Here is an 18,450-nt window from a genome sequence, read left to right as displayed (position 1 = left end):
TCAGTCTGGTGCACGGCGTCCTCACAGGAGGATCGAGTCCGGGTCGTAGCGAAGACGGGCTGCCGCGAGCTGGGGGTAGTTGCCGGCGAAGTACGCGTCCATGGGCCTGCCCGACTCGACGTATCCGAAGTAGCCACCCCTGCTGTGCGCGCTGAGGAGGTCATGCGCGTGAGCGATCCAGTCCTGTGCCGGGGCGTACCCGCTCGAGGACCCGACGCCCACGTACCACTGGATGCTCGCCACGTGGTTTCGCCAGGGGAAGGCCGTGGCGGCCATCGCCGGTGTCGCCATGGCCCCGTCGAGGGGATCGAGGATGGCCGAGGCGCTCAGCCCTCGGGAGGCAGCCGAGCGCATGGCCGCAACCACGGCTTCTGCGCCGTCCGAGGTCATCGTGCGCAGGATGTCCGACCCGGCGGCGAAACGGGTGCGGGGCGTGGTCGACCCGCCCCCCAGGTACCTGATGCCGGCCAGGTGCGTGCGCGTCGTCGTGCTCGTGCTCAGCGGGGTGATGCCGACGGCTCGACGCAGGGAGGCCGCACGCGTCGCCTCCAGTCCGACGGGGGTGACGCCGAAGACGCGCACCGAGATCGACGACCCCGCGGTGTCGACGTGCGCGTTGGCCCAGGTGTCCCTCGGCTGGTCGGCCATCCAGACGGCCCACTGACGCAGGACCGTCGCGGTGGAGCTGGCCGGGAAGGAGACGTTGAAGAAGCCCATCGACGTGGCGGGGATCGTGCGGTAGGTGAGGTCGGCGACCATCGCAGCTCCGGACCCGCCGCCACGCAATGCCCAGAAGAGGTCGGGGTCACGGTTGGCGTCGACCTTGCGGATGACACCGCGCCCGTCGATGACGGTGGCGGACACCAGTCGGTCGATGGTCAGGCCGTACCGGCGGCTGTCGACGCCCAGTCCTCCGACGAGGGTGAGTCCGGCCGAGCCGACGGTCGGGCAGGTCCCGGTCGGGATGGACCGCCCGTACCTCGAGATCTGGGCGTGCACGGAGTAGAGGTTCGCCCCGGCCTGCACCGTGGTCTCGGCGCGGTCGGTGGGGAAGTGGACCTTCGTGTAGGAACGGGTGTCGATGACCAGGGAGCCTGCTGCCCTGGACGCTCCGATGTAGGAGTGTCCGCCGGAGCGTCCGGTGATCGTGAGGCCGTGGTCGCGGGCGAAGGTGATGCAGGTGGAGATGTCCTGCCGGGAGAGGATCCGGGCCAGCGCTGCGGGCCGGCGGTAGTCCCATCTCGGGTCGAAGAGTGGGACCCGGCTCTCGTACCGGTAGGACCCCGGTAGTGAGGCACTTCCGGCGAGCGTGCGGTCGAGATCGGCCCAGTCCCCGGGGCTGGGGCCGGTGACCGTGGGTGCGGCGAAGGCACTGCTGGCGGCGGTCAGGGGCAGCGCTGCCCCGGCGCCGATGACGGTTCGGCGGGAGATGTCCATGCAGAAGCAGACGTCTGCAGGCTGCACATGGTTGGGACCGTGATCCAGTCGTGACTCCCTTCGTGTCCACACCCTCGGGAGGCTGCCGGCAGCCGCCCACAGTCAGGAGCCGCACCCCGCGCGGCCTCCGTGTCGCGCGCAGTCTGGGACCACGACGACGAAGGGGGACGACGTGGCTGACACGACCACGGACGAGCGGGTCCAGGAGACCAACCAGGTCGAGATCACCGGGCGGGTGAGCGGCGACCCGACCGTGCGGGAGATGCCCAGCGGCGACGAGCTGGTGACGCTGCGCGTGGTGGTGAGCAGGGGAGAGGGGCAGCCGGTCGACACGATCGACTGCGCCTGCTGGAGCGCTGGTGCCAGGCGGGCGGCGCTGCGCCTGGTCGACGGCACGCGCGTGAGGGTCGAAGGGAGTCTGCGTCGCCGCTTCTTCCGCACCCCCGGCGGGGCCGCCAGCCGCTACGAGGTCGAAGTCGCGCGGCTCGTCCGAGACCGTCGCTGATCAGCGACTCGCTGATCGCCGCCGGGCGGGCGTGGGAGGCTGGACTGGTGACCGGAGATCGGCAGTGGGGCCGTGCCGTGCGGCTCGTCGAGCACCTCGAGTCCCTTGACGGCGTCAAGCGCAAGGGGACGAGCGCCGTGCCTGCCTGGTACGTGCACAACCGTCTCGTGGCGCGCGCGGAGTCGGCGGAGCGATGGATCGTCCGCTGCCCCTTCGACCTGAGGGAGACCCTGCTGCGGGAGCACCCCGAGACCTTCGGCGTGCGGCCCCGTCTCGAGGCCCACACCAAGGTCGAGGCCTATCCGCAGGAGGGAGACCTCGACGCGATCTGCAGGGCCATCGATGCGGCGTGGGAGATGCAGCAGCCGCGGTGATCCGCCCTCGACCTCACATCTCCGCGCTCCCGGCCAAGATCGCATCCGGTGTGGTCGTGGTCCCGCAACCGACGACGCGAGGTCCTCGAGGCGTCCCGGGAGCCGCTCCCACTGCTGCCTCACGGTCTCCGCGAGCATCGCCATCGCTTCATGATGCCGGGTCCGACCGTAGTGTTGACGTCATGATCCTGTCGACGGTCCGGGACCCACGGCTCATCACCATCCGGCGCGGCGGGACGCTCACCGACACCGACCACCAGCTGCTGGCACGCTGGGCCGCCGACTGCGCCGAGCACGTGCTCGCGCTCTTCGAGCACGACCGACCAGGCGATGCTCGCCCCCGGGAGGCCATTGCCGCCACGCGAGCCTGGGCCGCAGGTGGGCTGCCGATGATGCAGGCTCGGGCCGTTGGTGGGCACGCGATGGGAGCTGCCCGGGACCTCGTCGGGCCGGCACGCTTCGCTGCCTACGCAGCCGGTCAGGCGGCCTGCGTCGGCCACGTCGCCGAGCACGATCTCGGCGCTGCCGCGTATGCCATCAAGGCCGCCGTTGCCGCCGCACCGCACGGCGAAGGGGAGTCCGCCCGCCTCGGCGAAAATGCCTGGCAGCGGGCCCGGCTGCCCGAGGCCGTGCGAGAGCTGGTCCTCGAGGACCAACGCCGACGCAACGACATCTGCTGGTCCGTCTTCGACGTCACCTGACGGACGATCAAAAATTGGGTGGCGCCGAGCACTCGCCACTGATGGACTCGCTGCATGGTCATCTCCTTGCGTACCCCCTCGGCCGACGAGCTCGGTGCGATCACGCGAGAGGTGGGGGAGTGGCACACCGACTCGACCCCCTTCCAGCTGCACCCCGGCGACATCGGGTGGTTCGGTTGGCGCGGGGACGAGGTCACTGCTGCGGCGCTGCGGACCTGGTGGCGTGATGGTCGGCTCGTCGCGGCAGGGCTGCTCGACGGACCGGGGTTGCTCAGACTGGCCGTGACGCCGTCTGCCATGACGGACCGGGACCTGGCCGATGCCATGGCGGGTGACATCGCCCATGAAGACGGCCGTGCACTACCCGCTGGCGAGGCCGACGTGGAGGCCCCTGCAGGTGCCACCGTCAGGGATGCTCTCGTCACCCGTGGCTGGACATCGGGTGACGAGTGGACCCACCTTCGTCGGGACCTCTCGAGGCCGATCACCGTGCCGGCCAGCTTGCGTGTCGAGGTCGTCGACCAGCGAAATGCCCACGCACGCACGGACGTCCACCGCGCGGCCTTCGGCAGCGAGGCCTTCACGGACGACCGGTGGCGTTCGGTCGCCGCCACACCCGCCTACCGGAGTGCCCGGTGTCTCGTCGGACTCGACGGGGACTCGCCAGCGGCCGCCATCACGGTGTGGTCGGCAGGGGAGGGGCGACCGGGGATCATCGAGCCGATGGGCGTGCACCCGGACCATCGTGGGCACGGCCACGGAGTGGCCATCACCCTGGCCGGCGCTGCAGCTCTGCACGACATGGGTTGCTCGAGCGCGCGGGTCGGGACTCCGTCGAGCAACCCTGCGGCGGTGGCCACCTACATCGCTGCCGGCTTCGAGCCGTGGGCCGTCGTCGACGACCTCCGTCGCGCGTAGAGACACCGTCGACGGGCTCGAGTATCTTGAGTCGAGAAGGGGTGTGATCCAGATGACATTCACCATCAGCAACCTCGACACAGGCGTCGAGACCCGACTGACGGAGCTCGCGACCAGCCATGGCCGCACGATGGAGGCCGAGGCCGCCGAGATCCTCACGGCCGCGACCCGAGGTGATGCCCAGGACAGCGACGCAGTCATGGGGTTGTACGTCTCGGCCCGCCGCATTGTCTCCAAGGAGGCCTTGGCCCCGCCGACGCAGGTCGACTTCTGCCCCGACGGGTTCTGAGCGCACATCCTGAGCACGCATGTCGTGAGCACGTGGAGACCGTCGCAGACTCTTGCGCCCACTGTGCCTGAGCGCGATGCTTGACCCACCAGTCGTCGCCGGCGTCCGCTTGCCAGATCCCCCGGGCACCACGGACCCGACCTGGTGCTCACGGAGGTCGCCATGCCGTTCCCTGCCCTGACCCACGTCGCCATCACCGTCACGGACCTGGAGGCCAGCACCCGCTGGTACAGCCAGCTCTTCGGCGCCGATCCCGTCCTCGACGAGGACGAGGAGTCGGGCGCCTTCCACCACGCGGTCTTCGCTCTCGGGGGCGGCACCCTCTTCGGGGTCCACACCCACACGGGTTCGTCCGCCACGGGCTCGTTCGACGAGAAGCAGACCGGGCTGGACCACATCGCCTTCGCGATCGAGCGCAGCGAGCTCGAGACCTGGGTGTCCACCCTCGACGGTCTGGGCATCAGCCACAGCGGGGTCAAGGACGCGTCCTACGGGTCGGGCATCTCCTTCCGGGACCCGGACAACATCGCCCTGGAGTTCTTCGCGCCGCCGGCCTGAGCGAAGGACCATGATGGTCGGATGACTCGACAGGGGAGCGTTCTGCGGACGGCGCTCGTCGTGGAGGTGCCCGAGGTCGAGCCTGCCGTGGGCGACATCCGACGCGATCTGGACCCGATGGCGGGCAGGGGAGTGCCGCCCCACGTGACGGTGCTCTTCCCCTTCGTCCCGCTCGACCAGCTCGATGCCACGATCGTGGCCCGACTCGAATCGATATTCCGGCAGGCTGCTCCCTTCGAGCACTGCCTTGTCGGGACCCAGTGGTTCGGTGACAAGGTCCTGTGGCTCGCCTCCGATGCGGACGTGCAGCTGCGAGGTCTCATCGATCTCGTCGTTGTCGAGTTCCCCGCGTATCAGCCCTACGGTGGTGAGCACGCAGAGGTCGTCCCGCACCTGACGATCGCCGACCACGCACCACTCGACGCCATGCGCTCCGCAGCAACCGAGGTGGACGCCCGGCTGCCGATCTGCGTGGTCACGACTTCGGTTGCACTGCTGACCGAGCAGCCGTCGGGTGACTGGATTCTGGAGCGACGCTTCGGTCTGGGACAGGGTGTGCGCACAGCCCGCCGACCGCTCGTCGACTGAAGCCGGTCAGGCCAGTAGTCGGCCTTGATGACGAAACAGGTGCCGCGAATGGTGCCAGCCAGCTTCGACTTCTGCCGGGCCCACTTGAAGGCCGCGAGATCCTCGGGCGCGTTCATGCCCTCCTAGGGCTTGGAGCCGTCAGCACGTTTGCCACCCTCGGCGAGCGTGTAGAGGACGTTGACTGCCAGGCCGGACTCGTAGAAGACGTGCGCCCACCGGATCCCGTCGACCTCGGCGAGGCTGGCTTCGAGTGCGGGGGAGGAGATGACGATGTCCCGCTCCTCTCGCAGGATCCGGGTCACCCAGTCGACGATCTGCTCGGCCTTCGCTGTCGGCTCGACCGTGAAGACGTGGTGGTACGCGTTCTTGAAGTAGCGAGCCTCGTTGGCACGCGTTGGCCACGAGGTCAATGCTCAGCCGGGCGCATCTGGGCAACTGCGCTCGTACGTTATGTCAGATTACTTCTCGGGTCGTCTACTGAAAGCACAAGAGACCTCGACAGATGGCCCCGCGAAAGGGGCCGGACGCCAAGGGGCGAGGCACCAGCGAGCCCACCGCTGCACGCCCGTGAGGTCCGTCGTCGAGGGGGTCCGTCATCGAGGGCCCCAGGGTCGTCTTGCGGCACTGGCAGGCCTAGCGTTGGCCAGCGCGGAGGCCGGACGCTGGACGCGCTGCTGCAGGAGGACCTGGCGTCAGGACCGACGTAGCGGCAGACCTCCACCACAGTGGATTCCGGCAGAGCATCGCGCGCGTCGAGGGCAGTCGTCGGCAGTGGCTTCTCAACAGCATCCGTGGACGAGGCCCTAGCCCCAGAAGCGATCCTGACCCGCCTGTCCCCAGAACGCCGATAATCCACATTATGTCAGTCTGTAGGCTGCGTATTGCATCAGATGAATCAACTTCACAGGCTCCCCCCACCCCCCCCACCACCCCCGCTGCCGGCGATGAAAGTGGCCGTTGACCTGCATAAATACTGGAGTGGCAGGGGCGCTCATAGGGGCAGACGGCCGCGGTTGACCGGCGATTGGCGTGGATGGCGGCCTCAGGGACACGCCGCTGACCTGCACAAACACCCTTGACGTCTCATCAGATGCATCATTGAATCACTGGATGTAACGGGAATTTCGGGAGTTTCGATGCAGATTGACGGCTCAGGACGAGTCCACCTGGTGCAGTCGGTACCGGTCCTCCGGCCCGACGAACAGGTCCTCCAGAAGATGTTTGACGGCTGGCGTAACCAGCAGCTGTCACGCAACCTCCAGTTCGCCACCATCGAGCAGCGGCTGCGCTGCGTGCAACGGTTCATCGCCCACGTCAACGAGGACCCATGGAACTGGACGCCAGCCATGGTCGAGGAGTTCTCCGCAGACCTGCGCACCGTCAACCACGTCTCCCACTCGACGCTCCGCGGCTACCACTCCGCGCTCCGCGCGTTCACCAGCTACATCAGCAACCCCGACTACGGGTGGGACCGGATCTGCGAGAACTACTTCGGCACCCACCCCGCCCAGGTCTTCTTCGACTGGAACACCGCTTCCCACGTTCAGGAGTACGACGGCCGCCCGACCAAGCGCCCGTACACCCGCGAAGAGATCAGCGGGGTCTTCGACCACGCCGACGACGAGGTCGAGCGGATCGGCAAGTCGGGACGCAAGGGCTGGCAACCCGCGTACCGCGACGCGGTCATGATGAAGATCGCCTACGCCTACGGCCTGCGGTTTAACGAACTGCGGCACCTCCAGACCGTCGACTTCGCACGCAACCCACACGCCCGTGAGTTCGGTGCCTTCGGCGTCTGCAAGGTCCGCTACGGCAAGGCACGACGAGGCTCCCCACACAAGCCCCGCAGTGTGCTCGCGGTGTGGCGCTGGACCCCCGGCATCCTCGAGGACTGGCTCGCCAACGGCCGCGGCGAACCCGGCACCCTCGACCTCTTCCCCAGCGAACGCGGCGGCCTGGTCGTCGAGTCAACCCTGATCCGGCGGGTGCGCCGCTACTGCCAAGAACTGGGCTTCTCCGACGGCCTCGATCTGCACTCCTTCCGCCGCTCGTACGCCACCCACCTGCTCGAAGCGGGCTGGGATCCAAGGTTCGTCCAGGACCAGATGGGCCACGAGCACGCCTCGACCACGGGGATCTACCAGTTCGTCTCCGACGAGTTCCGACGCTCCACTCTCAGGAGCGCGCTGGACCGTACGGTGAAGGAAGCCATGCAACGTAGGACCGAGGACGGCACATCATGAAGCGCAAGGTCGACTACACGTGGCGCCTGGCCGAGCTGATGGCGGCCCGGGGCCTGCACAACACCACAGACCTGATTCCCCTGCTGGCCGAACGCGACATCGTCCTGTCGCGGCCGCAGGTCTACCGCCTGGTGAACCAGCGCCCGGAGCGGATGTCGCTGCAGGTGGTCGCTGCACTCTGCGACATCTTCGAATGCACTCCTGCGGACCTCCTCACCACCACCGCTGCCGACCTACGTGTCCGCAAGACCGGTACGGCTTCCCCGCCGAACGTCGTCTCTCTCGACCGCACCGTGCGGCCGCGTCGTGCGAACATCCTCGACGAGTAGAGCCAAGGAGCAGCGATGGATCCGAAACCGATCGGCCTCTCCCCTCGCTCCACCGTTCGCGGTCGACCGCGAACTACGAACACCCGCGAAGACCCGTGCGCGCGCTGCGGCCGGAACATTCCCCGACTCGCAGCCAGGTGGCCAGAAGGCAGGCTCTGCAACATCTGCTACTTCGACGCCATCCACACCCGGGGCATCTGCCCTGAGTGCCTCCAACACCGGCTGTTGCCGGGCCCGCCCAACGCCGACGGTCAACCGATCTGCGCAACCTGCGCCGAGCTCTCCTACGACTTCCACTGCGATCGATGCGACGCCGAAGCCGGACACCACCGCGGCCGGCTCTGCGCCCGCTGCGCCCTGCGCGACGACCTCCAGGGGCTGCTCGGCGGTGAGCCGAGCGCCCCTGCGCTGGTCGCGCTCGTCGACTCACTGTGCGCCTCGGATCGCCCAGAATCGATCATCGTCTGGAAACGCTCGTCGAAGGTCCAGGCACTGCTTCGCGGGCTGGGCGACGGCAGCATCCCGGTATCCCACGAAGGTCTCGACGCCGCGTCCAGCAAGCAGGCTGAGCATCTGCGTGCACTGCTGCAGCATCACGGCCTGCTCCCCCAGCGCGACCCCTACCTCCCCCGCTTCGAGCTATGGATCGACGCCAAGCTCGACGGGCTCCCGGACGAGGTGCGTCAACCCGTTCAGCACTTCGCCACCTGGCACCACCTCCGGCGCATCCGGGCCAAGGCAGCCTCAGGCGCGTCCACACGAGGCCCGGTCCACTCGGCCAAGCAGGAGATCACCGAAACAGTGAAGTTCCTCGTGTGGCTTCACGAGACATACCAACGCACCGCCGCCACCTGCACACAGCTAGATGTCGGCGAGTGGTTGGCCTCCGGACCGACGACACGCACCGCGATCAGGACCTTCTTCGTAGTCGCGAAGAAGGCGCGCCTCAACACCGCGGTCACGATCCAGCACCGGTCTGCCAAGACCAGTCCGTCGCTGAGTCAGGACCAGCGGCTCGCCTGGATTCACGAGCTCCTCACCGGCACCAGCGAGTCGCTCCCCTACCGAGTTGCCGGGATGCTCCTGCTGCTCTACGCCCAGCCGCTCGTCAAGGTCGTCAGCGTCCCGACCACCTTCGTCGACGACGGTGTCACGGGCATGAGTATCACTCTCGGCGCGCACCCGACCGACGTTCCCGAACCGTTCGCCTCACTCGTTCGCGAGCACCTCGCCGCGCGGCCAAACCTCCGAACCGGCGCCGGGCCCGAGAGCCCCTGGCTCTTCCCCAGCACACTGGCCGGCCGTCACCTGCACCCGAACACGGTTATGAACCGGCTCCGGGACCTCGGAATGAACCTCCTCGGCGCCCGCAACCGTGCCATCGGCGAACTCGTACTCGAATGCCCACCGTCACTCGTCGCTGAGGCCCTCGGCTACAGCACCCAGGTCGCGTTCCTGCATGCCGACAAGACCGCTGAGCCATGGGCCCGCTACGCCGGACGTTCGATCAGGCAGCCTTGAAGATCCACGCGCACATGCCGATGAGCGCCCGGTTCGCTTCGACGCGCTTGCGCTGCGTACCTGGCTCGTTTCGAGGGCCAATCGCGAGTGCACACCGAGTCTGACCTGCGCTCGTTCGTCACGTGGTGCGAGGAACGCAGCTTGCACCACGTGGCAGCGGAACGTGCCCATGTCGAGCTGTACGTGCGGTGGATGCAGGATGCGCCGGTACAAGGCGTCCAGAATCAGTCGACGCGTGGCAGCGGTGTCCGACTTCTACCGGACCTGCGTCATCGACGGAGTGCTGGCGCAGTCCCCGGCCGAGTATGTCCGCGGGCCCAATGTCCCGCCCGAGTCGCCGACGTTGGGGCTGTGGCCTGGTGGAGTTCGGTCGCTACGCCAGGGTGTAGTGGTCAAGTCCGTCGTGGTTGGTCGCAAGTTGGAATCCGCGGCGGGTGAGAAGCTTCGCGGAGGCTGGCCGGGTCCACGCGGGCCACCAACTGCTTGGTTCCGTAGACGTCGGGAATGGTGGCCAGGGCGCCATCGACCATGGCCCCGGCGATGCCGCGGCCCCAATGGTCCGGTGACACCCAATAGCCGATCTCAATGCCCTCGTCCTTGCGCGAGGAAACCACGATGCCAACAGGTCCGTTTGCCTCTGTGGCCAGGAACCAGCGGGATGCTCCAACGATGTCGAGCGGGTCCTGATGGAGTGCTGCGTCGATGCGGTCTTGGATGGTTTGCTGGTCCCATGGCTGTCCGTCTCCAATGAAGCGGGTCACCCGTTCGTCAGAGGCCATGCCAGCGAAGAATGCCGTGTCAGATGCGTGAAATGGGCGCAGGTCGATCGAGGGAGGGCGCAGCATTAGAGAAGCCTTCGCGGTTCGTGGTGTTATCGCCAACTTACAAGGGCCTCGCATTGTTCTGAATCTGCAAGTCCTCGCACACACTCGTGCGGCGTGGAGGTGCTCGACGAGCAGCGGCACGACGCACGAGCACGTTTTGGATTTATGAGTCCAGAACGAGTCTATGACTTGGTGGCAATTTCCGAAGCCGTCTGACGGCTGGATGGGCGGGCCCTCCTCAGGGCACCTCTCAGACCGTTCATTGGGAGTCGTTGGCGTAGATGTCACGGTAGAGGCGCATCGCGCGCTCGTCGAGAACGTCGGAGCTGGTTCCCTCGAACCTGGAGACGCGCAGCTCGCCAGGCAGCTCAGACCCCTCGAACATGGCTTCGGTCAGCATCACGGCAGCTCCTGCGGCGTGAGTCACCCAGATGGCCTGCGCCATCCACACGCTCTCCGACTCGGTCAGACGGCCAAGGAACGGTAAATTGTCCGGCGTCATCGCGAAGACGCCGTTGACCCGGGACTCTGGGGCGAATCGGACCTCAGGACGCAGAAGTCGCTGGGCGGACTCGATGACAGGACCGAAGTCCGTTGACCATTGGAGCCCTGCGCCAGAAGCGAGTTCGCCCTGCTCTACCGGAACGGGTCGGTGATCGTAGCTGCCGATCCCCAGCCGATCGCCGTGAATCCGCGAGTACACATGGTGCTCGGGCCAGCGCACGAAAGGCCCGTCATCCCACACCGTCGCAGCCGAGTCGTAGACGTAGGGGTGCGCAACAGGAAACAACGGCAGATCCAGACCGACCAGCGAGGCAAGAGTCGGCCCCCAGATCCCGCCGGCGAGCACGATGTCGTCTGCGGCGAAGCGATCTCCGGACTCTGTGGTCACGACTGCGCCTGTGCCGTGCGGGTTGATGCCCGTGACTCTCTGGCTTGGCAGGAACCGTGCGCCCCGTTCGATCGCCTGCGTTTTGAGGCCGAGTGTCAGAACCTGCACGTCGGCTGAGCCGTCATCGGGGAAGTGACCTGCCGCGAGCACGTTCGAGGTGTCGACGAACGCGGTCACCGAGGCTGGCAGGTCTGCCGGGCCCAGCAGCTCCGCACGGAGCCCCTTCGCCCGGGCTGACTCGACGCGGCTCTCGATCTCGGCAACTCCCGCATCCGATGTGGCGACCTCCAGCCCGCCGGAGCGTCGGAACCCGACGCCGGCTGCGTCGTAGACGGCGGCCGAATCTCGCGCCAACCGCGTCAAGACCGGAACGTCGTTGTAGACCCCGACGAATCCCGGCGCAAAGGCGGTCGACCCGAGAGGCTCCTGCACGCACTGATCGAGGACGGTGACAGTGACGCCGTCACGCTCGGACAACGTATGAGCGAGCGCCACACCGACGACCCCAGCACCAACAACGACTACTTCGCGCTTCACAACTTCTCCTTCGATTGCCGACTACGAAAAGTACCCATCGCGAAGGCGACAGTTAGCACCGCTGCCCATGTTGCGCGCAGGTCTCGAACGTCCCAAGCGTCTGCGCCAGGCCAACTACTAGCAGTGAGGGCCAAGAACCGCGGGAGCAAGAGCTGAAACTCGAGAGACGAGACACACACCCCGCTACTCGAGGACCGATTCCATGAGAACACCGCGCCGCCACACACGACCGTAAGGACTACGGCCACGACGAGGCTGGCCAACGGTCCGAGTTTCGGCTTCACGCGTGGGACGTACCAGCGAGCGCGCATGCTCTCCGGGGAAAGTCGCCTCAGTGGGGCCTCCTTCGACGTCCGGATTTGCCGCGATCCGCGCTGGGTGTACGTGGGTCAGGCGGAGCGGGAAAGCTCGTGCTCGACGGCCCGGCGGATCCAGGCCGAGACTGAGCGGTCATCTGCTTCTGCGGCGCGCTTGACGTTTTCGAGCAGGTCAGCCGGGAAGCGCACCGGTACAGGCGTGCTCAGCGGACTCTTGCGACGCCGCGCGGGCCCTTGGGGCTCCTGGTTGCGCGGCTCGGCGTAGAACTCGTACTCCTGCTCGGGCGTCATCTGCTTGGAGCTGTTGTCAGCACTCATCACGGTCCCTTCGGTAGGTGGCGGTGAGGCCCGAAGTTGCCTCGTAGCAGCCGATCGGTCGGCACTTGCCCGGATCACCCGAGCGCGATGGGGCCAGTGGGACGATGAGAACTCGCCCGCCGACCTCGGCGAGCATCAGCCAGTGGGCCGGCGGTTTGGCCGGGTAGAACAGTGGGTCGCTGTTCCATACGTCCATCACGTCCTCCAGCCCTAGGTGCGGATGCTTGAACAGGTGAGCCGCTTGCTTGTCGACGTCGAAGGGCTCTGCGTCATCGAGCACATCGAGGTCGAACGGTTCACTCACTCACGAATTGTATAACAAACGACTACGTCCGACCATGCCGCTGACGTGTCGATCTGTCGTACAGCCCGGCTCGACATCGTTAATGTGGTGCTCCCGCTGGCAGCAACAGGGAGAAGCGATCTCATGGCACACCCCCAAGGTCAGGGACCCCCGATTTCCTACGCTGGCTGGCGGGAGCTGGCTGCTCAAGGTCTGATGGGCGTCGTTGCAGTCTTTTTCCTCATCAGGTACGCCAAGGGTGGAACTGATACCTACTGGTGGATCTGTCTGGTTCTGTTCGTCGTGGGGCTCGCTGCGTGGATCCGTGCTCTCCGGCGAGCGTGGATCCAGCGCGGGCATTAGGTCTTCACTCCAGATCGCGCATTGGAGGCCCTCGGACTCACATCCGGAAATGCCGCGTTGAGTGCGGATCGGGGTGCTTTACGCCCGGAGTTGATACGCAGGGTGTCCGGTAGCAGTCTGCACATGCACCGCCACTGCCCGCCCCGCCACGAACCTGCGGCACTGAGGAGAAGCGACATGATCAGGATGGCCCAAGCCCGGGGCGCCTTCCGCAGCCGGAGCACCGCACAAGAACTGGTCGCGGCGGGATACGTCCTCACCGTGGCTGTCGTCGCCACCGTGGGGTTCGTCACCGAATCGACCGCTGGGATTCTCCTGGCGGCGCTGCTGTCGCTGCCGGCCAGCGTGATTGCCCTCCCCAGCTACTACGTGGCGTACGGACTGTTGGCGCTCATCCCCGGCGCAAACCCATCCGAGAGCTCAGGGAGCGGTGCATGCAACACCGACGGCGTCGACTGTCAGTGGTCCTCGACCGGCGACCTGGCCGGGTGGTTCCACGTCACAACAGAGGTCATCGGCATCCTCGCGTTGACCTGCGCCGCGGTACTCAACGTGCTTGCCATCTGCATCGTGACCGCTCTTGCCCGCGGGCGGGAGTCAACGAAGCCGTGAACGGTTGGGCAACCTGGCTAGGGCCTCTTGAAGACGTCGTGGTCGCCGACGCGACGCCATCGACACCGCACCTCGCCGTCGACGGTGATCAATTCAAAGGTCGCTCGCCCGTCTGGACTGGCGAATGACCACGTCATCTCCAGGACGCCCGAGGCCGATCTCACGGACTTCACTCGCAACGATGCGGGCCATGGAGTTGCTGGATCCGTAGCCCACGCCTGACAGGCCGGAGAAAACTTGTCTCGGACGACCCTCTTGAAGGCGTCCGCGTGCTCACGCTTCAATCCTTGAAAGTCGTTGTCGAATGCCGGCGTGGTCTCGAACTTCACTCGCGTCCGAGGTCGTCGAGGTGACTCAGGAAGGCATCTGTGGACTCGTGAGACGTCACTCGACCGGCTGCGAGGTGCTCGTCCACCTCCCGCTCGCGCTCTTGCCAACGCTCGGTCCAGAACCACTTCTGGTCTGCCGGAACCGGAAGCGCAGCACGCAGCTCGACCACGCCATCGGCGCGTTCAGTCATCTCGACCTGTGCGCCCGGCTCGTCCAAGTGCAGCCGACGCCGAACGTCTGCGGGCAGAGTGATCGTGCCTCGACGTTGGACACCGAGGTACTGGTGGCTGGCTGACGCGCTCATGCCCTCTAGAGTAGGCCGTATTGCCGCATTGCGGTAATACGGCAGGTCGGTGCGCTCCTCAACGGCCAGCCGACGAGGTGTCGGCGCAGACGATGTCTCGGTGACCGTCCTGGTCGGCGACCACGGTCAGGCCCGGAGACTGGCTGTCGTCGACGATCGTGCCACCAGCAGCGACCGCCGCGGCGATGCGTTGCTCGACGATCTCTGGTGCCACGTAGACCTCGACGTGGAAGGTCTGTCGAGCCTCTCCCCCTTCGTCGGGCTCACCGAACCACAGGTTGGGCACGCGGCCTGCCGGGTCCCTGATCTCGTCGCTCGGTGACCCGTGTCCCTGCGCCTGCGCGATCCCGGTCAGCAACGCCGCCCACACCGGGGCGATCCTCGAGGAGTCGGCAGCGTCCAGACCGAGCTCGACATGGCTGACCGACGCCGGGTCGGCCGTGAGTCCACGCTCGGCCGCGACGCTCGAGATACGACGCGCCAGGTCGACGTCCTGCTGGGTCACCCACTCGAAGACCAGCTCGGTGCCGTCATCGTCGTCGCGGTACACGGCGTCGGGGGTGATCAGCTTCAGGTCCACGAACCCGGGCCCCATCGACACCCGAGGGTGGTAACCGATCGAGTCGCCCTCCTCCCCCACTGCCACGACGAATCTCGCGCTCGTTGTGAAGTCGTCCACCAGATATCGGGCGTGCAGGCCCTGCGCCAGCTTGCGCCAGTCGGCCAGGCCTGCCCGGGCGATCTGCTCCCCCATGAGTGCGTCCATGACACTCGAGGTTAGCGCCGAGCCACGCCCTCAGGTGCTCTGTGCCCCGAGCTCGTGCCGGATCCGACGCAGGTCCTCCATGAGGGACCCGATGAGGATCCACCGCATTCCGTGGGGTGCGCTGACGTCCAGGGGCGCGGTGAGGGCCGGGGCCGTGTCGTCGAGGCGCTCGGCTCGACGCGCAGGCATCGCCAGTCGCAGGTGCAACCGGGTGTCGTGGGCTGCGCGCAGCAGCTCCTCCGCGATGCCTGCCACGACGGGCTCCTCGCGCACCTGGTCGTCGTAGTGGTCGACGTAGGCACGGGTCATCCCCCGCACCTGCGTGCCCATCTTGGTCAGGAGGTCAAGGCTCTCTCGCATTGCGGTGAGCTCGCCGCGATACCGACGGGCGCGGGGGTTGAGGTGCAGCGAGTCCTCCGCGCCGTCCAGGGCCTCCAGCGCCTCGTCGCGCAGCGGGTGCAACCGACGGGCGTCGTGGAGCAGCAGTAGCCTCCCCGGCCGCGTCTTGCGCGCCACGAGCGCGTCGGCCAGCCGCTCGAGCGACTGGGCGGTCTCCTCCCCCAGCTCGTCGAGCGCCGTGCGCGCCGGTTCGAGCGCCACGGGAGGGACGAGCGCCAGGTGGATCACGATGCCGATGACCGCCCCGATGACGGTCTCGATGACCCGGACATAGGCGTAGTCCGGGGTTGACGCTCCGATGGCGAGGACGAGCAACGCGCTGATGGCGATCTGGTTGGCCGACCCCGGCGTCAGACGCAGCGCCCACGACAGGGCCAACGCGGCCGACACGGCGACGAGGACGACCCACGACGCGTCGCCGAAGGCCATCCCGAGACCCGTGGCGAGCACGACCCCGGCGACCACACCGGCGCTGCGCTCCACCCCCTTCGTCAACGACTGGTTGAGACTCGGCTGGACGACGAGCATCGCGGCGATCGCGGCGAAGACCGGCGGTGGACCATCAGGGATGATCAGATCGGACACGACCCAGGCAAGGATCGTGGCGAGGGCGGTCTTGACCATCTGGAGAAGGGGGTCGCGTTTGGTGGCGCGCACGGCTCCAGTCAGAGGCATGGCCCCACCGTAAGGTGCGCGCGTCAGGGTGCACCGTCCGGGAGCAGGTGCGCAGCGCCCCGCAACGCAGAACTCATCGGCGCGTGAGTCCGCCGGGGTCCACCTCGAGGTCGTGCAGCACCATCCTCGAGCGGATGGCGACGACACCGTGGTCCTGCCGCAGGCGATCGACGACGGCTTCGAACTCCTGCGCATCCCGGCAGGCGATCCGCAGCTCGTAGTCGTAGTCCCCGGTGAGCCGTGAGCCGGCAACGACCTGCGGGACGGCCCGCAGGCTCTCGGCGAACTCACGCCGCACGGTCCTCTCCCCCAGCCGGATCTCACTCACCATCGTGAGGGTCCGCCCCAACGCGGCGGCATCGAGCTCTGCCCGGTACCCGCGGATGACTCCCGACGCCCGCAGCCGCCGGACGCGCTCGGCCACCGAGTTCGCCGAGAGTCGCACCTCCCGGGAGAGCTCCTGGTAGGTGGCGCGACCGTCGGCGACGAGCAGGCGCAAGATGTGTCGATCGAGGTCGTCCCAGGTGTTCACAGTGACATTCTCCCTCAGAAGCGCTGCTCGCAGTGATTCTCTCTGCAGATGGCCTCTCGGGGCGCGCAACTCCGCGACAATCGCGCCCGGATGTCGACCACAGTCGAGGGCGTGGAAGCCATCGCCCTTCGTCTCGTCCTCCCGCCCCTGTGCATCGCCCTCGCGACTCTGGCCCAGCACCGCCTGGGTGACCGCCTCGGTGGCGTCGTCGTGGGACTGCCCCTCACCTCGGGGACCTTCCTCGGGATCGTCCTGCTCACCCATGGCCGCGCCGCAGTGACCGAGGCAGCCGCCGGCATGCTCGCCGGTCAGATCAGCGTCATCGCCATGACGGTCGCCTATGCGTGGCTGGCCGGCCGTGCCGGCGTCCTCACCGCGCTGCTCGGCACCGTCGCCGCATGGGCCGGGTCAGTGGCGCTCGTCCAGCTCGTCGACGGTCCACTGGCTGCCGGCCTCGTGTACGTCGTGGTTGCCGCAGCCACCCTCGGCCTGTGGCCGCGCTGCGCTGCACCGGCAAAAGGTTCGCCCCTCCGCCCGCGCAGGTACCTGACCGCCGGCCGCATCGCGCTCGGGTCCGGCCTCGTCATCACCCTCACGGCCGGGATGAGCCTGCTCGGCCCAGCACTTGCCGGCACCCTGGCCGCGGCGCCCCTCGTCGCACTCGTCATCACCCCGTCGACCCATCGCACCCGGGGTGTCGACTCCACCCGGGTGCTCCTCGGAGGGGTCGCTCGCGGCTCTGTCGGTGCGGCCGTCTTCGCCGTCGTGCTCTTCGCCACGGCATCGGTCCTCGGGGGTCCTTCACTCCTGGTCGCCACGACCGCCTGCCTGTCGGTGGTCGCGCTCGTCGGTCGCGGCGGCCGCGGGCCGCAGCGCGAGGAACGCCCGTCGGCGGGCTCCCCGCCGTGACATACCTTGGGCGGTGTGAGCACGAGAGAGATCCAGTCAGTGGCCGTCGTCGGAGCCGGCGCCATGGGAGCCATGTATGCGGCGCACCTGGTCGAAGGGGGTCTGCGTACCGTCCTCGTCGCCTCGGGTCAGCGGGCGGAGCGGTTGCGCACCGAGGGACTGACGGTCAACGGCACCCCCCTGGCGGCCGACGTCGCCGGCCCTGCCGGTGACGAGCTGTCGCCGGTCGACCTGGCCATCGTGGCCGTCAAGCACCACGACCTGGCGGCTGCACTCGACGACCTCGCCCCCTTCGTCGGGCCGAGCACGACCTGTGTCTCCGTGCTCAACGGGCTGGACAGCGAGGAGACCATCGCCGAGCGGTTCGGGGCCGACAAGGTGCTGCTGTGCATCGCGCTCGGCATGGCTGCGGGCCGCCAGGGCAACGAGGTCACCTTCCTCTCCCCCGGCCGACTCGTCATCGGGACTGCTGACGGACTGGCCGATCCCTCTCGCGTTGCTGCCGTCGGCGCGGCGCTCGACCGGGCCGGCCTGGAGTGGGAGGCGCCAGAGGACATGCAGCACGAGATGTGGTGGAAGTTCATGGTCAACACCTGCATCAACCAGTCCTCGGCCGTCCTGCGCGCGCCCTACGCGGACTTCACCGAGGACGGCCCCGCGCGCTCCTTGATGCTCGCCCTGCGCGACGAGGTCATCGCCGTCTCCTCCCCCGCCGGCGTCCCGCTCGACGCGTCCGACGCCGAGCGCTGGGACGAGGTGCTGCGTGGCCTGCCCGGTGCCGGGCAGACCTCGATGCTGCAGGACGTCCTGGCCGGGCGACCGACGGAGGTCGGCCTCTTCGCGGGACGGGTCGTCGCGCTGGGTGAGGAGCACGGGATCCCGACGCCGTACAACCAGACGATGGCCTGGGTCCTGAGCCGGTGACC

Annotated in this window: 23 protein-coding genes; 13 read left to right on the top strand and 10 right to left on the bottom strand. The window is 67.7% G+C overall.

The features are described from left to right. Positions 1–21: 21 nt before the first annotated feature. A complete protein-coding gene (locus tag ASG73_RS11830) occupies positions 22–1,437 on the bottom strand; it encodes an FAD-binding oxidoreductase (protein ID WP_055995244.1) in 1,416 nt (471 codons plus the stop codon). A 172-nt stretch (positions 1,438–1,609) separates the two neighbouring features. Here ASG73_RS11830 and ASG73_RS11825 point away from each other — a divergent pair, with 172 nt between their 5' ends. The 7 genes from ASG73_RS11825 to ASG73_RS11795 all read left to right on the top strand — a co-directional run bounded on the left by ASG73_RS11825 (position 1,610) and on the right by ASG73_RS11795 (position 5,370). After that, complete coding sequence (locus ASG73_RS11825; protein ID WP_055995241.1) at positions 1,610–1,942, top strand: single-stranded DNA-binding protein; 333 nt, start codon at positions 1,610–1,612, stop codon at positions 1,940–1,942. A 47-nt stretch (positions 1,943–1,989) separates the two neighbouring features. Continuing rightward, complete coding sequence (locus tag ASG73_RS11820) at positions 1,990–2,316, top strand: hypothetical protein (RefSeq protein WP_055995238.1); 327 nt, start codon at positions 1,990–1,992, stop codon at positions 2,314–2,316. Between the two features lie 182 nt (positions 2,317–2,498). After that, a complete protein-coding gene (locus tag ASG73_RS11815) occupies positions 2,499–3,017 on the top strand; it encodes a putative immunity protein (RefSeq protein ID WP_055995236.1) in 519 nt (172 codons plus the stop codon). Between the two features lie 54 nt (positions 3,018–3,071). Then, a complete protein-coding gene (locus ASG73_RS11810) occupies positions 3,072–3,935 on the top strand; it encodes a GNAT family N-acetyltransferase (protein WP_055995233.1) in 864 nt (287 codons plus the stop codon). A 52-nt stretch (positions 3,936–3,987) separates the two neighbouring features. Next, a complete protein-coding gene (locus ASG73_RS11805; RefSeq protein WP_156466268.1) occupies positions 3,988–4,224 on the top strand; it encodes a FitA-like ribbon-helix-helix domain-containing protein in 237 nt (78 codons plus the stop codon). Positions 4,225–4,386: 162 nt separating this feature from the next. Next, the gene (locus ASG73_RS11800; RefSeq protein WP_055996033.1) at positions 4,387–4,782 is read left to right on the top strand and encodes a VOC family protein; all 396 of its coding nucleotides are present in this window, start codon (positions 4,387–4,389) and stop codon (positions 4,780–4,782) included. 21 nt (positions 4,783–4,803) lie between these two features. Next, positions 4,804–5,370, top strand: a complete 567-nt coding sequence (locus ASG73_RS11795; RefSeq protein WP_055995228.1) for a 2'-5' RNA ligase family protein — start codon at positions 4,804–4,806, stop codon at positions 5,368–5,370. Between the two features lie 122 nt (positions 5,371–5,492). Here ASG73_RS11795 and ASG73_RS11790 read toward each other — a convergent pair whose 3' ends face one another. Beyond that, positions 5,493–5,780, bottom strand: a complete 288-nt coding sequence (locus ASG73_RS11790; protein ID WP_055995226.1) for a hypothetical protein — start codon at positions 5,778–5,780, stop codon at positions 5,493–5,495. A 726-nt stretch (positions 5,781–6,506) separates the two neighbouring features. Between ASG73_RS11790 and ASG73_RS11785 the strand changes: the two genes are divergently transcribed. Genes ASG73_RS11785 through ASG73_RS11775 form a run of 3 tightly spaced genes read left to right on the top strand, consistent with a single transcriptional unit; the run spans position 6,507 to position 9,463 of the window. Next, positions 6,507–7,613 (top strand): tyrosine-type recombinase/integrase, encoded by a 1,107-nt coding sequence (locus ASG73_RS11785; protein ID WP_055995223.1) that lies wholly within the window; start codon positions 6,507–6,509, stop codon positions 7,611–7,613. After that, a complete protein-coding gene (locus tag ASG73_RS11780) occupies positions 7,610–7,942 on the top strand; it encodes a helix-turn-helix domain-containing protein (RefSeq protein ID WP_055995220.1) in 333 nt (110 codons plus the stop codon). Before ASG73_RS11785 ends, ASG73_RS11780 begins: the two co-directional genes overlap by 4 nt. A 15-nt stretch (positions 7,943–7,957) precedes the next feature. After that, complete coding sequence (locus ASG73_RS11775; protein WP_055995219.1) at positions 7,958–9,463, top strand: hypothetical protein; 1,506 nt, start codon at positions 7,958–7,960, stop codon at positions 9,461–9,463. Positions 9,464–9,855: 392 nt separating this feature from the next. On the opposite strand, the gene ASG73_RS17605 is transcribed toward ASG73_RS11775, so the two are convergent. The 4 genes from ASG73_RS17605 to ASG73_RS11760 all read right to left on the bottom strand — a co-directional run bounded on the left by ASG73_RS17605 (position 9,856) and on the right by ASG73_RS11760 (position 12,655). Continuing rightward, the gene (locus ASG73_RS17605) at positions 9,856–10,308 is read right to left on the bottom strand and encodes a GNAT family N-acetyltransferase (protein ID WP_162253983.1); all 453 of its coding nucleotides are present in this window, start codon (positions 10,306–10,308) and stop codon (positions 9,856–9,858) included. A 238-nt stretch (positions 10,309–10,546) separates the two neighbouring features. Next, on the bottom strand, positions 10,547–11,716 hold the full coding sequence (locus ASG73_RS11770) for an NAD(P)/FAD-dependent oxidoreductase (protein ID WP_055995216.1): 1,170 nt from the start codon (positions 11,714–11,716) through the stop codon (positions 10,547–10,549). A 389-nt stretch (positions 11,717–12,105) separates the two neighbouring features. Beyond that, on the bottom strand, positions 12,106–12,351 hold the full coding sequence (locus tag ASG73_RS11765; protein WP_055995213.1) for a YlcI/YnfO family protein: 246 nt from the start codon (positions 12,349–12,351) through the stop codon (positions 12,106–12,108). Next, a complete protein-coding gene (locus tag ASG73_RS11760) occupies positions 12,341–12,655 on the bottom strand; it encodes a hypothetical protein (RefSeq protein WP_055995211.1) in 315 nt (104 codons plus the stop codon). Before ASG73_RS11760 ends, ASG73_RS11765 begins: the two co-directional genes overlap by 11 nt. A 519-nt stretch (positions 12,656–13,174) precedes the next feature. On the opposite strand from ASG73_RS11760, the gene ASG73_RS11755 reads away from it, so the two are divergent. Then, positions 13,175–13,609: a hypothetical protein gene (locus tag ASG73_RS11755; protein WP_055995208.1), complete on the top strand. Its 435-nt coding sequence runs from the start codon at positions 13,175–13,177 to the stop codon at positions 13,607–13,609. 325 nt (positions 13,610–13,934) lie between these two features. Here ASG73_RS11755 and ASG73_RS11750 read toward each other — a convergent pair whose 3' ends face one another. The 4 genes from ASG73_RS11750 to ASG73_RS18075 all read right to left on the bottom strand — a co-directional run bounded on the left by ASG73_RS11750 (position 13,935) and on the right by ASG73_RS18075 (position 16,615). After that, positions 13,935–14,243 carry an AbrB/MazE/SpoVT family DNA-binding domain-containing protein gene (locus ASG73_RS11750; protein WP_055995205.1) on the bottom strand — a complete coding sequence of 103 codons (309 nt, stop codon included), beginning with the start codon at positions 14,241–14,243 and terminating at the stop codon, positions 13,935–13,937. A gap of 58 nt (positions 14,244–14,301) precedes the next feature. Then, positions 14,302–15,009: a VOC family protein gene (locus ASG73_RS11745; protein WP_055995202.1), complete on the bottom strand. Its 708-nt coding sequence runs from the start codon at positions 15,007–15,009 to the stop codon at positions 14,302–14,304. Between the two features lie 30 nt (positions 15,010–15,039). Then, positions 15,040–16,083, bottom strand: coding sequence for an FUSC family protein (locus ASG73_RS11740; RefSeq protein WP_055995199.1), 1,044 nt, complete (start codon positions 16,081–16,083; stop codon positions 15,040–15,042). Between the two features lie 73 nt (positions 16,084–16,156). Further along, positions 16,157–16,615 (bottom strand): Lrp/AsnC family transcriptional regulator, encoded by a 459-nt coding sequence (locus tag ASG73_RS18075; protein ID WP_055995196.1) that lies wholly within the window; start codon positions 16,613–16,615, stop codon positions 16,157–16,159. Positions 16,616–16,705: 90 nt separating this feature from the next. Between ASG73_RS18075 and ASG73_RS11730 the strand changes: the two genes are divergently transcribed. Together ASG73_RS11730 and ASG73_RS11725 are read left to right on the top strand one after the other, a co-directional pair. After that, positions 16,706–17,524: a hypothetical protein gene (locus tag ASG73_RS11730; RefSeq protein WP_055995193.1), complete on the top strand. Its 819-nt coding sequence runs from the start codon at positions 16,706–16,708 to the stop codon at positions 17,522–17,524. 15 nt (positions 17,525–17,539) lie between these two features. After that, a complete protein-coding gene (locus ASG73_RS11725) occupies positions 17,540–18,448 on the top strand; it encodes a ketopantoate reductase family protein (protein ID WP_156466266.1) in 909 nt (302 codons plus the stop codon). Positions 18,449–18,450 lie beyond the last annotated feature (2 nt).

Origin of the sequence: Janibacter sp. Soil728 (genome assembly GCF_001428305.1) — a bacterium.
GTDB lineage: Bacteria > Actinomycetota > Actinomycetes > Actinomycetales > Dermatophilaceae > Janibacter.
Note: the sequence above shows the minus strand (reverse complement) of the source record. Positions and strands in the feature narration are given on the sequence as shown.

Bases quoted from the DNA above. Each gene is read 5' to 3' on its own strand.
- ASG73_RS11830 (WP_055995244.1), bottom strand. From the start codon at position 1,437: ATGGACATCTCCCGCCGAACCGTCATCGGCGCCGGGGCAGCGCTGCCC.
- ASG73_RS11815 (WP_055995236.1), top strand. From the start codon at position 2,499: ATGATCCTGTCGACGGTCCGGGACCCACGGCTCATCACCATCCGGCGC.
- ASG73_RS11810 (WP_055995233.1), top strand. From the start codon at position 3,072: ATGGTCATCTCCTTGCGTACCCCCTCGGCCGACGAGCTCGGTGCGATC.
- ASG73_RS11805 (WP_156466268.1), top strand. From the start codon at position 3,988: ATGACATTCACCATCAGCAACCTCGACACAGGCGTCGAGACCCGACTG.
- ASG73_RS11800 (WP_055996033.1), top strand. From the start codon at position 4,387: ATGCCGTTCCCTGCCCTGACCCACGTCGCCATCACCGTCACGGACCTG.
- ASG73_RS11795 (WP_055995228.1), top strand. From the start codon at position 4,804: ATGACTCGACAGGGGAGCGTTCTGCGGACGGCGCTCGTCGTGGAGGTG.
- ASG73_RS11785 (WP_055995223.1), top strand. From the start codon at position 6,507: ATGCAGATTGACGGCTCAGGACGAGTCCACCTGGTGCAGTCGGTACCG.
- ASG73_RS11780 (WP_055995220.1), top strand. From the start codon at position 7,610: ATGAAGCGCAAGGTCGACTACACGTGGCGCCTGGCCGAGCTGATGGCG.
- ASG73_RS11775 (WP_055995219.1), top strand. From the start codon at position 7,958: ATGGATCCGAAACCGATCGGCCTCTCCCCTCGCTCCACCGTTCGCGGT.
- ASG73_RS17605 (WP_162253983.1), bottom strand. From the start codon at position 10,308: ATGCTGCGCCCTCCCTCGATCGACCTGCGCCCATTTCACGCATCTGAC.
- ASG73_RS11765 (WP_055995213.1), bottom strand. From the start codon at position 12,351: ATGAGTGCTGACAACAGCTCCAAGCAGATGACGCCCGAGCAGGAGTAC.
- ASG73_RS11755 (WP_055995208.1), top strand. From the start codon at position 13,175: ATGATCAGGATGGCCCAAGCCCGGGGCGCCTTCCGCAGCCGGAGCACC.
- ASG73_RS11750 (WP_055995205.1), bottom strand. From the start codon at position 14,243: ATGAGCGCGTCAGCCAGCCACCAGTACCTCGGTGTCCAACGTCGAGGC.
- ASG73_RS11745 (WP_055995202.1), bottom strand. From the start codon at position 15,009: ATGGACGCACTCATGGGGGAGCAGATCGCCCGGGCAGGCCTGGCCGAC.
- ASG73_RS11740 (WP_055995199.1), bottom strand. From the start codon at position 16,083: ATGCCTCTGACTGGAGCCGTGCGCGCCACCAAACGCGACCCCCTTCTC.
- ASG73_RS11730 (WP_055995193.1), top strand. From the start codon at position 16,706: ATGTCGACCACAGTCGAGGGCGTGGAAGCCATCGCCCTTCGTCTCGTC.